The organism is Arthrobacter sp. RIT-PI-e (genome assembly GCF_001187915.1).
In the GTDB taxonomy this organism is placed as follows: Bacteria; Actinomycetota; Actinomycetes; order Actinomycetales; family Micrococcaceae; genus Arthrobacter_D.
Genome location: NZ_LGIU01000097.1, coordinates 22,356 through 35,184 on the forward strand (window position 1 = coordinate 22,356; position 12,829 = coordinate 35,184).

Below are 12,829 nucleotides of genomic sequence, written 5' to 3' on the forward strand. Positions count from 1 at the left end.
CGTACAGCCCGGCCCCGTTCTGCCGCACCCCGGCCGCTGCCGGATTCACCGGGCTCGCGTCCCGCCGGTCCGCGGGGACGCGGACGGCGGACGATGCCGTGGTCGAGGAAGCGGTGGTCGAGGGAACCGTGGAGGAGTCCGCGGGTGATCCGGCCGCCACCTTCACGGCGGGCTTCTCCGCGCGGGGACGGGGGCGTGCGGCAGTCATGGGACGGGCCAGCGGATGTGCGGGTACCTCCGGCCGGTCGATGAGGTCGTTCTTGAGCACCGGCAGGAACGGGGCCAGGACGGTGGCGGCCAGCATCAGGATCGCGCCGAGCAGGCACAGGAACGGACCGATGTGGAACACCATGACCGTCTGCAGGAAGAAGAACGTGGTGGCGAGGACCGCGGAGACGGAGGCGAACTGGTCCACCGAGAGCGAACCGACCCGGAGGCCGGCGGCGCCCAGGCGGCGGCCGGCGAGCAGGGCGAGCGCGGCCACCGGGACGAGGATCCCGATGCCGATGAAGAAGAGGGACGTGCTGTTCCAGAAGTTGCTGTAGAACACCAGACCGTCGACGTAGGGCAGGAGCGTCCCGATGAACAGGAGCAGCACACCTCCGCCGAAGATCAGCTCGCGGAGGGTGAAGGGACCGAGGACCGCCTCACTGGGACCGGCGGCAGCACCGGGTGTGCCCCCGGGCCCCGATCCCGTACCGGTCGAGGTGGATCGGGCGGAGGACGGTGAGCCCCCGCTGTCGGTGGGACGCTGCCACTTCGATGCTTCCGTCATTTTCTCTACTCCCGTTCATAGCGGTGGTTCCCGGCACCCCGCGATCGCCGGGACTTCTCCCGGCTCCCAGCCTAGTCACCGTGTCTGTGCTTCTCCATCACCGGGATCGTCGCCACGAGCCGCTCGCCGCACGATCGCGGCAGTTCATCCGGTTCCTGTGACGGCAGACACACCGGGCTCCCCCGGAGTGGATAGGCTTCCCCCAGCACACGGATCAGCGAACACCTCACGGAAGGGGTAGTACATGAGCACCCACCAGCAAGGCGATGCCTTCGAGAACCTGCTGCGCGAGGACCGCCGGTTCCCGCCGAGCGCGGAGTTCGCGGCCGCCGCGGTGGCCCAGCCCGCGCTGTACGAGGAGGCCCGTGAGCAGGGTGCGGAGTTCTGGGCAGGGCAGGCGAGGAAGCTGCTCACCTGGGACACGGATTTCACGCAGACACTGGACTGGTCGGACGCTCCGTTCGCCAAGTGGTTCGTGGGCGGCACCGTCAACGCCGCGTACAACGCCCTGGACCGGCACGTGGAGGCGGGGCGGGGGGACCGGGTGGCCATCCACTTCGAGGGTGAGCCCGGGGACACGCGCACCATCACCTACGCGGAGCTGACCGAGGAGGTGAAGCGGGCGGCCAACGCGTTCGAGTCCCTCGGGGTGCAGAAGGGCGACCGCGTGGCGGTCTACCTCCCGATGATCCCCGAGGCGGTGGTGACCATGCTGGCCTGCGCCCGCATCGGCGCCGTGCACTCCGTGGTGTTCGGCGGCTTCTCCGCGGACGCCCTGCGCAGCCGGATCGACGACGCCGAGGCCAGGCTCGTGGTCACCGCCGACGGCACCTACCGGCGGGGGGAGCCGCGTGCGCCCCAGCCCGCGGGGGCCGGCGCGCTGGCGCGGGCGGGCCACACGGTGACGAACGTCGTCGTGGTCCGCCGGAACGAGCAGCCGGTGGAGTGGACCGAGGGGCGTGACGTGTGGTGGCACGACGTCGTCGACGGCGCGAGTGCCGAGCACACCGCGGTGCCGCACGACGCCGAGCACCCGCTGTTCATCCTCTACACCTCCGGGACCACGGGAAAGCCGAAGGGCATCCTGCACACCACCGGCGGGTACCTCACCCAGACGGCCTTCACGCACCTGAACACCTTCGACCTCCGCCCCGAGACGGACGTGTTCTGGTGCACGGCGGACATCGGCTGGGTGACGGGGCACAGCTACGTGGCCTACGCGCCGCTCGTGAACGGCGCCACCCAGCTCATCTACGAGGGCACGCCGGACACCCCCCACCAGGGCCGCTGGTGGGAACTCGTGCAGAAGTACAAGGTCTCCATCCTCTACACCGCCCCCACGGCGATCCGCACCTTCATGAAGTGGGGGCGCGAGATCCCGCAGCAGTACGACCTCTCGTCCATCCGGGTGCTCGGATCGGTGGGTGAACCCATCAACCCCGAGGCCTGGATGTGGTACCGCGAGGTCATCGGCGGCGGGAACGTGCCGATCGTGGACACCTGGTGGCAGACCGAGACCGGCGCGCACATGATCGCCCCCATGCCCGGGGTCACCGCCACCAAACCCGGATCGGCACAGGTGGCGGTGCCCGGCATCGCGATCGACGTGGTGGACGAGCTGGGGAAGCCGGTGCCCGACGGCTCCGGTGGCTACCTCGTGATCCGGGAACCGTGGCCGTCGATGCTGCGCGGCATCTGGGGGGACCCGCAGCGGTTCAAGGACACCTACTGGTCGCGCTTCGACGGCATGTACTTCGCCGGCGACGGAGCGAAGAAGGACGACGACGGCGACCTCTGGCTCCTCGGCCGGGTGGACGACGTCATGAACATCTCCGGGCACCGGCTCTCCACCACCGAGATCGAGTCCGCGCTGGTCAGCCACCCCTCCGTGGCCGAGGCCGCCGTGGTGGGCGCGAGCGACGAGACCACGGGCGAGGCCGTGGTGGCCTTCGTGATCCTGCGCGGCTCCGCGAAGGACGACGACGACATCGTCACCACCCTGCGGAACCACGTGGGCAAGGAGATCGGGCCGATCGCCAAGCCGCGGAACATCCTGGTGGTCCCGGAGCTGCCGAAGACCCGCAGCGGCAAGATCATGCGGCGCCTGCTCAAGGACGTGGCCGAGGGCCGCGAGGTGGGCGATGCCACCACGCTCTCGGACCCGACCATCATGCAGCAGATCGCCGTCTCGCTCCGGAAGTGACGCCGGACGCACCCCGGGGGTGGAGCGCCCGGAGCGGCACGGCATGAGGAAGGCCCCCGCAGGTGCGGGGGCCTTCCTGGTTCCCGCTCATGCGGGAGACCTGCGGGGGGTCCCGCGAAGTGGGGAACCCGTGCTCGCGAGGGGTGTCAGCCGATCGTGGCGTCCACGGTGACGTCGATGTTGCCGCGGGTGGCGTTGGAGTAGGGGCACACCTGGTGGGCCTGCTCCACGAGGGAGTCGGCGGTCTCCTGGTCCACGCCACCGATCTCCGCGTGCAGGGCCACCGCGAGCTGGAAGCCGCCGGCGTCGGTGGGGTTGATGCTCACCTCGGCCGTCACCGCGGTGTCGCTGATCTTGGCCTTGCTGCGGCCCGCCACGAGCTTGAGGGCGCTGTGGAAGCAGGCGGCGTAGCCGACCGCGAAGAGCTGCTCGGGGTTGGTCGCACCACCGGCGCCGCCCATCTCCTTGGGAACGGCCAGGTCGACCGCCAGCTGGCCGTCGTCGGTGCGTGCCTCGCCGTTGCGTCCGTCGCCGGTCGCCGTCGCCACTGCCGTGTAGAGAGCACTCATGGTGTCGATCCTTTCGTCCCGGTGACCTCGGTGGCCGCCGTCCTTCAAGTAGACTAACTAGTAACTCTACCGTCGGCAAGTTCCTGCTCCGTCGGGCTCTTCGTCAGAATGGAGCATGATGTCCGCCCAATCCCCCGTCCGCGCCCGCATCCTCGATTCCGCCGGCCGCCTGTTCGGCGCCGACAGCATCCGCTCGGTCAGCGCCGACAAGGTGATCGCCGACGCCGGCACCACGAAGGTGACCTTCTACCGGCACTTCCGGTCCAAGGACCACCTCGTCGTGGCCTATCTGGACGGTCAGCTCGACGACCTGCGGGCCGCAGCGGAAGCACAGCGGACAGCGGGTGGCGACGCCTGCGCCGTCCTGCTCCGGCTCGCCGCGGCCAACGGGGAGATCGCCTGCCGACCCGGTTTCCGCGGCTGCACCTTCATCAACGCGGCTGCGGAGTACCCGGCGGACGGCGTGGTGCGGGACGCCGTGGAGCGGTACCGGACCTGGTTGCACGAGGTGGTGACGGGCCTCCTCGTCGAGCTCGGCGCGGACCACCCCGACGTGGTCGCGGATCAGCTCATCATGCTGCGCGACGGCGCCATGGTGCACGGGTTCATGGGCGACCCGGCCGCCGTCGCCGATGCCCTGGTCACCGCGGGCCGCGCGATCATCACCGCCCATCTCCCGGCGCAGCAGCACCCCTGAGGGCTCCCGGCCCGGAGCGGTCGTCCACCGGTGTGACGTTCGTCGTGATCGCTGGCCCGGGTGGGTGGGCGAGAGGACAATCTAGGCGTGTCCACTTCTGTTCAGCAGCCCCCCGTGTCGAATCCCAGGATGGCCCGCCGCGTCGCCGGCGCCTCCTTCGTGGGGACGGCTCTCGAGTCCTACGACTTCTACGTCTTCGGCACCGCCGCCGCCTTGATCCTCGGGCCGGTCTTCTTCCCGGAGCAGGACGCCCTCACCGCCACCCTGTCCGCCTTCCTCGTCTTCGCGATGGGCTTCGTCGCCCGCCCGATCGGGGCCGTCCTCTTCGGGCACCTGGGGGACCGGATCGGCCGCAAGCGCACCCTCATCTGGACCATCCTGCTCATGGGTCTGGCCACCGGATCCATCGGGCTGCTCCCGGACTACGACACCATCGGGGTGTGGGCTCCCGTCATCCTCACGGTGCTCCGCCTGCTGCAGGGGCTGTCCCTGGGAGGCGAGTGGGGCGGGTCGATCCTCATCGCCACGGAACACGCCGAACCCCGCAAACGCGCGCTCTACGCCTCGATCCCGCAGCTCGGGTCCCCCGTGGGCACCATGCTGGTCTCCTCGATCTTCCTCCTCCTCACCCTCCTGGTACCCGAGGTCATGACCGGCTGGGGCTGGCGCATCCCCTTCCTGCTCGCCTTCCCCTTCCTCGGCATCGCGATCTACCTCCGCCTCGCCATCGACGAGACCCCGATCTTCCGGGAGGCCACCCGCACCCGGGCCATCAAGCGGGTCCCGTTCCTCGAGGTCATCCGCTCCCAGCCCGTGGCCATCGTGGTGGCCACCGCCTCCGCCGTCCTCGGCATCGGCTCCTACTTCCTCATGACCACCTACACGCAGGCCTACGGCACGGACACGCTCGGGCTCTCCCAGGCCACGGTGCTCAACGCCGCCCTGGTGGGCTCGATCCTGCAGCTGGTCACCATCCCGTCCTTCGGCCTGCTGGCCACGCGGATCGGCTCCGCGAAGGTGGTGGCCGGCGGCGCGCTCGGCACGGCCCTGATCGCCTTCCCGCTGTACTGGGTGATCAGCGTCGCCACCGAGCCGATGTACATCGCGGCGATCATCCTGGGCGGCATCCTCCCGACGGCCAGCTGGGCGGCGCTCGGCGGGCTGATGGCGGACATCTTCAAGCCCGCCACCGCGTTCACGGCGCTCTCCTTCGCCTACAGCCTGGCCGCGATCGTGGCCGGCTTCGCGCCGTCGATCACCCAGCGCTTCGGCATCGCGACCGACGGCGCCTGGTGGCACCCCGGCGTCGTGCTGGCCACCATGAGCCTCGTCACCGTGATCGGGGCGCTCGCGGCCGTCCGTCTGCGCGCCCGGCTGGCGGAGTCGGAGGACCCGCTGGTCCGTACGGCATAGTGGGGGCATGAGCCCGGAGCGCACCCCCAGCATCCTCGTGGTCAACGGACCGAACCTGAACCTCCTCGGCACGCGGGAACCGGCCGTGTACGGCAGTGCCACGCTCGACGACGTCATCCGCCTCGCCACCGAGACGGCACGGGCGCACGGCTGCACCGTCACCGCGATGCAGTCCAACCACGAGGGCGTCATCATCGACGCCATCCACGCGGCACGCCCGGGGACGGACGCGATCGTCATCAACGCCGGCGCCCTCACCCACACCTCGATCGCGATCCGCGACGCGCTGGCCGCCGTCGCCCTCCCCGTGGTGGAGGTGCACATCAGCAACGTGCACCGGCGGGAAGAGTTCCGCCACGTCTCCTACATCTCCGGTGTGGCGGACGCGGTGATCGTGGGGGCCGGCATCGACGGCTACCGCCTCGCGGTGGACCATCTCGCATCGAGGCTCACGGCCGGAACCCCACCGCAGGGCGCATCCCCGGGAAAGTAGTACCCGAGCGCTCCGATGGGCGCCCGCACCCTCCCGGATAGGGCACCATGGTGCTATGACGGACATCACCCCCGCCGGCCCGGCCCAGCCGGCAGCACCTGACGCCCCCCTCCTCGAGGTACGCAACCTCGCGGTCACCTTCCGCACCACCCACGGCGAGGTCCAGGCGGTGGAGGATGCCAGTTTCACCCTGCAGCGCGGCAGCGCCCTGGCGATCGTGGGTGAGTCCGGGTCGGGGAAGTCCACCACCGCGATGGCCTGCATCGGCCTCCTGCCGGGCAACGGCGCGGTGTCCTCCGGCAGCATCCTGTTCGAGGGGCAGGAACTCGTGGGCCTGCCGGAGTCCCGCATGCGCTCCATCCGCGGCCGGGCGATCGGGCTGGTGCCCCAGGACCCGATGTCCAACCTGAACCCGGTGACCAAGATCGGCACGCAGGTCGCCGAGACGCTCCTGGTCCACGGCATGGCCACCAAGAAGAACGTCAAGCAGCGCGTCATCGAGGTGCTCACCGCCGCAGGCCTGCCCGACGCCGGTGAGCGCGCCAAGCAGTACCCGCACGAGTTCTCCGGGGGCATGCGCCAGCGGGCCCTCATCGCGATCGGGCTCGCCTGCCGGCCCCGCCTGCTCATCGCGGACGAGCCGACGTCGGCCCTGGACGTCACGGTGCAGCGCACCATCCTGGACCAGATCGGCAGCATGACCGACGAGCTCGGCACCTCGGTGCTGCTCATCACCCACGACCTCGGCCTCGCCGCGGAGCGCGCGTCCCAGCTGGTGGTGATGCACCGTGGCCGCGTGGTGGAGACCGGGCCGGCACAGCAGCTGCTCAACGATCCGCAGCACCCCTACACGCAGTCCCTCGTGCGCGCGGCCCCGAGCGTGGCCGCGGTCCGCCTGCGCCCCGGCACCTACACGAACGACGCCGGGACGCGCCTGAAACTCGCCGAGGCCGTGTTCGCGGAGCACGAGGCGGAGCACCACCTGTCGGCGGACGCCCCGGCACACACCCCGTCCGACACCCCTGCCCCGGAGGAGCAGGGGCAGCAGTCCACCGGCGCCCACGCGGCGTCGTCCTCCACCCGCCCGCACGCGGCGTCGTCCACGGCCGGCCCGGAGAGTGCACCCGCGAACATCGTGGAGATCCGGGACCTGACGAAGATCTACAAGCGCCGTGGCAGCAAGGAGGACTTCTACGCAGCGAAGAACGTCACGCTGGACGTCCCCCGCGGCCAGACGGTGGCGATCGTGGGCGAATCGGGTTCGGGCAAGACCACCACGGCCCGCATGCTGCTGAAGCTGATCGAACCGACCTCGGGCACCATGACCTTCGACGGGCAGGACGTGGCCACCCTGGACAAGGCGCGGCTGAACGACTTCCGCCAGCGGGTGCAGCCGATCTTCCAGGACCCCTACTCCTCGCTCAACCCGATGTTCACCATCGAGCGGATCGTCGAGGAGCCCCTGAACGCCTACAAGCGCGGATCGAAGAAGGAACGCGCCGCCCGGGTCCGGGAGCTCATGGACCAGGTCTCGCTCCCCCAGAACGCGCTGCGCCGCTACCCGGCGGAGCTCTCGGGCGGTCAGCGCCAGCGCGTCGCGATCGCCCGGGCGCTGGCGCTGCAGCCGGAGCTGCTCGTGTGCGACGAGCCGGTGTCCGCCCTGGACGTGCTGGTGCAGGCGCAGATCCTCAAGCTCCTCGGCGACCTGCAGTCCGAGCTGGGCCTGAGCTACCTGTTCATCTCCCACGACCTCGCGGTGGTGCGCCTGATCTCCGACTACGTCTGCGTGATGAAGGACGGCGAGCTGGTGGAGGCCGCGAGCTCGGAGGAGGTCTTCTCCAACCCCCGGCACCCGTACACGCGGAAGCTCCTGGCCTCCATCCCGGGCAACGAGCTGAACATCGAGGAGCACCTGGCGTCCTAGGAGGTCTCACCAGCCGATTGCATCGAAGGCGTCCTGCAGCTTCCTGCCGCGCTGCGGGTCGAGGGACGCAACCCAGGCGATCCGGCCGGCGAGGTGCTCGAGGAACCGGACCCGGCCACGGCGCTGCGACTCCGGCCCGTGCACGCGGCAGTTGTGGAGGATCGCCTTCAGGGCGTCGTATTCCTTCCGCGGTACGTTCGGATGGCGGTTCACGACGACGCCGGTGACCTGCTGACGCACGGAGGCACCGCGGATGCGCGTCTTCGGCGGATTCACCCGGTGCCCCTCGGCGGTGACGATGCGCTCCACGCCACGGACGAAGGCGTGGGCACGGCGCGCGAGGGACGCGGGACCGCTGAACGCGAGATCGTCGGCGTAACGCGTGTAGGTGGCCCCGGCCGCCTCCGCCCAGCCCTCGAGCCGAGCATCGAGCCTGCGCAGGCTCAGGTTCGCGAGAGCGGGCGACGACGGCGCACCCTGGGGCAGGTGCGGTGCCCGCAGCGCCTGCGTGAGCCGGGAGCGCTCCTCCGGCGTCCCGCCGTCGGGCATGGCGCGCAGCACCCGCTCGGGAACCGCGTGGGTGCATAGGCCGGTCAGCGTATGTGCCACGGCCTCCGGGTACCCCGCCCGCCGGAGTACTCCGAAGATCCGCCCCGGGGGCACGCTGGCGAAGAAGGAGACGAGGTCGAGCGCGATCACGACGTCGGACCCCGTGTGCGCGGCCGCGTGCGTGCGGGCGCTGCGGCCCGGGACGAACCCGTGGGCGGCACCGTGCAGCGGCAGGGGCGTGAGGATCCGGTCCAGCACCCTGCGCTGGACGGTGCGGAGCCTGATCCCCGGGATCTCCAGGAGGCGCGGGGTACGTCCTGGACGGACCTGCCACGCGTGGCGGTAGTGCCGGAGCGCGGGCTGCGGGGTGCGCTGGTTCCAGGACCGCGTGTCGGCGAACCAGTCCAGCTCCCCCGGGGTCAGCCGAAGTTCCCGCGCGAGCTCCCCGAGGTCGTGGGTGTCCGCCGGCGCGTCCTCGAGGAGGAAGTGGGACGGAGCGAGCGGGGTCCCCGCGGCTGCGGCCCTGGCGACGGCCTCCTCGAAAGCGGGCGCGCGCTCGATCCAGGCGGCGAGCTCGCGCGGAGCACCGGCCGGACGTCGGGGGTGGCCGGAGAGCACCGTGCGGACCAGCGGACCGAGCCAGCGCCGTCGTGCTCCCAGGAGGTCCGCCCCGGCCGCGAGGAGGTCCTCGCGCTGCCAGGTCGGTGCGTCGAGGAAGGCCCGCGCCAGCAGGCGGGCCATCCCCGGCCCACCCGGGGCAGGACGGCGACGGAGTATGAGTGCTGCAGGTGAGACGTCGGAGAGCCGCGGTGTCCTCGGCGATGGTGACGCCGTCGATGTCACCGGAGCGGGGCGCGGAGGATGCGGCGCCGCCGCGTCGGGAGCGTCGTCGCCGGGGCGAGGTGCGCCGGGGCGAGGTGCGGGGCTGCTCATCGGCTCCCCCTGGACCTCGTGGACGGTTGGGCAACCTGGGTGGCTGCTGGGCGGATCCCGGCCGACCTGTCCTGCTGTTCGGGCACTGTGCTGCGCGGAGCGCAGTCAGGTGCCCGAGGCGCCCTGTGCTGGTCGATCTGCGTGCCCCGGGGTAGCCCCGGAGAGGAACGCGCACCGCGTGCGTGCTCCGCCTCGGCCGGGATCCGTTCACGTCACCCTAGCAAGGTGCACCCTCACAGGTCACCGGGCGCCGCCCATGGGACAGGCACGGGCGCAGCCGTGCTGCAGATCCTCGGTGGCGTCCATGACGGTTCGGGTACGTGATCGGTCCTCGATCACCCGGCGCAGCCGTTCACGGGTAACGTCCAGGTGAGGGGGACGGAGCGGCGCAGGATCGTGTCCGGGATCCCCCGGCGTCCCACCCCTTCTCCCCGAGGAACACCATCCGTGCGCAGCCTTCCGACACTCATAGCCCTCAGCGCCGCCAGCGTGGTCCTCGCGGGCTGCTCCACCACCGCGGTGGGTTCCCCGGAGCCCGATGCCTCCGCATCCTCCTCCGTGACGGCGTCGCCGTCCTCGACCCCGGCACCCCCGACGGCGTCGCCCTCCACCGCTGCGCCGTCCTCCACCCCGGCAGCGCCGTCGACCACGCCGTCGACCACACCGCCCGGTACCCCCGTCCCGACGGCACCGGCCGAGAGCGTGCCCGGAACCGTCGAGCCCGCCCCGGCGCCCCCGGCCCCGGTGTCACCCCCCGCCCTGCAGCCCGAAGCTCCCGAGAGTTCCGTCCCGCCGGCACCCGCGGCGGAGTTCGCCGTCACTCCCGGCCAGGAATGGGGCGAGGTCACCATCTCCGTCCCGCAGGAAGCCTCCATCAGGGTCGACGGCAGCGGGTACCAGCCCGGGCAGGAGGTCACTCTCATCCTCGGGATCTACCAGAGCGACGGATCGGTGATGGATGATTAGATCGTCAATGCCGATGCCGCCGGGAACTACAGCACCGTGATCACCCTCCCCGCCGATCTCGAGCCGAGGACGTACGGCCTCCTGGTCATCATCTCGGACGGGAGGATGGGCGGGCCGGAGTTCGAGGCGTCGAAGCGCTCCGTGGTCATCGAGGTCGTCGCGCCCTAGCTGCACCGTGGCCGCGCATCACGGATCCGCCGTCGGGCCCTACGTCCGACGGCGGCCGAGGGGTTCAAGAGTGACGTGCAGGGGAGAACGGCGTCACCTCCACCCCACCCATGACGGAAGCGGCCATCCCCGTCACCGGGGATGGCCGCTTTCGTGCCCTACAGAGGACTACTTGCGGCGCGTCTTCGGATCCAGCGCCTCGCGGAGGGACTCACCGAGCAGGGTGAAGCCGAGCGCCGTGATCGCGATGCATGCTCCCGGCAGGAAAGCGAGCTGCGGGGCGATGGCGAGCTCGGACTGCGCGTAGGTGAGCATGCGCCCCCACTCGGCGGTCTGGGGCAGCCCTCCACCGAGGCCGAGGAAGGACAGCGCAGCGGCGTCGATCACGGCGGTCGCGAGCGGCAGGGGGGCCTGCACGATCACGGGGCCCATACTGTTGGGGAGCGGGTGGCTCATGGTGATCGTCCTGCGGCTGAGCCCCAGGGTCTGGGCGGCCAGGATGTAGTCCGCCCCCCGCTGGGACAGCATGGAGGACCGCAGGAGCCGCGCGAAGATGGGGACCTGCGACACACCGATGGCGATCATGATGGCGTACGCGTTCTGACCGAGTACGGCGGCGATGCTGACCGCGAGGAGCAGGTTGGGGACGGAGAGCAGGATGTCCACGAACCGCATGATGACGTTGTCCACCCAGCCGCCCAGCCCACCGGCCAGGACGCCGAGCAGCATGCCACCCGCCAGCCCCAGGGCCGTGGAGATGACGCCGATCAGCAGGGACGCCTGGGCGCCCCAGATGAGCTTGCTGAGCACGTCCCCGCCGAAGCGGTCCAGCCCCAGCGGGAAGCCGTCGAGCTCCCCGGGGCCCGGGATGGTGGTGGGGGTGATGGAGGTGCGCCCGGGGAGGTCGTTGCCGCCGTAGGGCGCGAGGAGCGGGGCGAGGATCGCGACGAGCAGGAAGACGCCGATGATGACGGCGCCGGCGATGGCCGCGGGATTCCTCCGCAGCCGCAGGAAGGCGTCCCGCCAGAGCCCGGTACCTCGGCCGGAATCGATGGCGGGGTCGTTCGGCGCGGCGGAGCCGCCGGCGGCGGGGGGCAGGATGGTACTCATTGCACACGCACCCTCGGGTCGATGACGGAGTAGGACAGGTCCACGATCAGGTTGATCAGGGCGTAGAGGATGGCGATGAAGATGATGAAGCCCTGGAGCACGGGGTAGTCCAGCCCGAAGATCGCGTCCCGCAGGAACCGGCCGATCCCGTTGAAGGCGAAGACCGTCTCCGTGAGCACCGCACCCGAGATCAGCAGACCCAGCTGGAGGCCGATGGTGGTGACCACGGGGAGCATCGCGTTCCGCAGGATGAAACTCCCCCGGATGGTGCGCTCCATGAGGCCCTTGGCACGGGCGGTGCGTACGTAGTCGGCGTTCTGCACCTCGAGCACGGAGGCCCGGGTGATGCGCACGATGATCGCCAGCGGGATGGTGCCGAGGGCGATCCCGGGGAGGATCAGGTGCTGCAGGGCGTCCCACGCGGCGTCGTACTCACCCGTGAGCACGCCGTCCAGCACGTAGAACTGGGTGTAGTGCGTCGCGTCGATCCTCGGGTTCTGCCGCCCGTCCGGCGGGAGCAGCGACCATTGGATGGCGAAGAGGTACTTGAGGATGAAGGCGAGGAAGAAGACGGGGACCGTGATGCCGATCAGGCTCAGCACCACGGAACCGTGGTCCAGGATCCGGCCGTAGTGACGCGCGGCGAGGTACCCCAGCGGGATGCCGATGCCGATGGCGAAGATCAGGGCCACGATGGTGAGTTCCATGGTGGCCGGGAACCGGGTGGCGAACTCCTCGAGCACGGGGCGTCCGGTGTTGATGGAGACGCCGAAGTCACCGCGCAGCAACCGGCCCATGTAGGTGAGGTACTGCACGGGGAGCGGGCGGTCGAACCCGTAGAGCTCGTTGACTCGGGCCACCGCCTCGGGCGTGGCCTTCTCCCCCAGCAGGGCCGTGGCCGGGCCGCCGGGAAGACTGCGGACCCAGAGGAACAGCAGGATGGACAGGCCGAAGAGGGTGGGGATGAGCAGCGCTATCCGCTTGCCGATGACGCGTAACACGGGTAGTCCTTCCGGATGGTCCGGCGAT

At 70.7% G+C, this 12,829-nt stretch carries 12 protein-coding genes; 7 read left to right on the top strand and 5 right to left on the bottom strand.

Translation table 11 applies throughout. The features are described 5' to 3' along the window. Positions 1-98: 98 nt before the first annotated feature. Positions 99-545: a hypothetical protein gene (locus AC792_RS14470; protein WP_160317654.1), complete on the top strand. Its 447-nt coding sequence runs from the start codon at positions 99-101 to the stop codon at positions 543-545. 474 nt (positions 546-1,019) lie between these two features. Beyond that, positions 1,020-2,978 (top strand): acetate--CoA ligase, encoded by a 1,959-nt coding sequence (gene acs, locus AC792_RS14475; protein ID WP_049831199.1) that lies wholly within the window; start codon positions 1,020-1,022, stop codon positions 2,976-2,978. 146 nt (positions 2,979-3,124) lie between these two features. On the opposite strand, the gene AC792_RS14480 is transcribed toward acs, so the two are convergent. Further along, a complete protein-coding gene (locus AC792_RS14480) occupies positions 3,125-3,547 on the bottom strand; it encodes an organic hydroperoxide resistance protein (RefSeq protein WP_049831200.1) in 423 nt (140 codons plus the stop codon). 115 nt (positions 3,548-3,662) lie between these two features. Here AC792_RS14480 and AC792_RS14485 point away from each other — a divergent pair, with 115 nt between their 5' ends. The 4 genes from AC792_RS14485 to AC792_RS14500 all read left to right on the top strand — a co-directional run bounded on the left by AC792_RS14485 (position 3,663) and on the right by AC792_RS14500 (position 8,074). After that, on the top strand, positions 3,663-4,244 hold the full coding sequence (locus AC792_RS14485) for a TetR/AcrR family transcriptional regulator (RefSeq protein ID WP_049831201.1): 582 nt from the start codon (positions 3,663-3,665) through the stop codon (positions 4,242-4,244). 129 nt (positions 4,245-4,373) lie between these two features. Beyond that, entirely contained in the window at positions 4,374-5,657 is a 1,284-nt protein-coding gene (locus tag AC792_RS14490; RefSeq protein WP_049831202.1) for an MFS transporter, read from the top strand. 7 nt (positions 5,658-5,664) lie between these two features. Next, positions 5,665-6,150, top strand: coding sequence for a type II 3-dehydroquinate dehydratase (gene aroQ / locus AC792_RS14495; RefSeq protein ID WP_049831203.1), 486 nt, complete (start codon positions 5,665-5,667; stop codon positions 6,148-6,150). Positions 6,151-6,205: 55 nt separating this feature from the next. Further along, positions 6,206-8,074, top strand: a complete 1,869-nt coding sequence (locus AC792_RS14500) for a dipeptide ABC transporter ATP-binding protein (protein ID WP_049831204.1) — start codon at positions 6,206-6,208, stop codon at positions 8,072-8,074. A gap of 6 nt (positions 8,075-8,080) precedes the next feature. Here AC792_RS14500 and AC792_RS14505 read toward each other — a convergent pair whose 3' ends face one another. Both AC792_RS14505 and AC792_RS17120 read right to left on the bottom strand, forming a co-directional pair. Next, complete coding sequence (locus AC792_RS14505) at positions 8,081-9,364, bottom strand: reverse transcriptase family protein (RefSeq protein WP_049831205.1); 1,284 nt, start codon at positions 9,362-9,364, stop codon at positions 8,081-8,083. Between the two features lie 527 nt (positions 9,365-9,891). Continuing rightward, positions 9,892-10,479 (bottom strand): hypothetical protein, encoded by a 588-nt coding sequence (locus AC792_RS17120; protein ID WP_152916251.1) that lies wholly within the window; start codon positions 10,477-10,479, stop codon positions 9,892-9,894. Between the two features lie 79 nt (positions 10,480-10,558). On the opposite strand from AC792_RS17120, the gene AC792_RS17955 reads away from it, so the two are divergent. Next, positions 10,559-10,690 carry a hypothetical protein gene (locus AC792_RS17955; protein ID WP_268753390.1) on the top strand — a complete coding sequence of 44 codons (132 nt, stop codon included), beginning with the start codon at positions 10,559-10,561 and terminating at the stop codon, positions 10,688-10,690. A 168-nt stretch (positions 10,691-10,858) separates the two neighbouring features. Here the strand turns inward: AC792_RS17955 and AC792_RS14520 are convergent, their stop codons facing one another. After that, a complete protein-coding gene (locus tag AC792_RS14520; RefSeq protein WP_049831208.1) occupies positions 10,859-11,800 on the bottom strand; it encodes an ABC transporter permease in 942 nt (313 codons plus the stop codon). Then, entirely contained in the window at positions 11,797-12,801 is a 1,005-nt protein-coding gene (locus AC792_RS14525; protein WP_049831209.1) for an ABC transporter permease, read from the bottom strand. The genes AC792_RS14520 and AC792_RS14525 overlap by 4 nt, the downstream gene beginning before the upstream one ends. Positions 12,802-12,829: the final 28 nt, after the last annotated feature.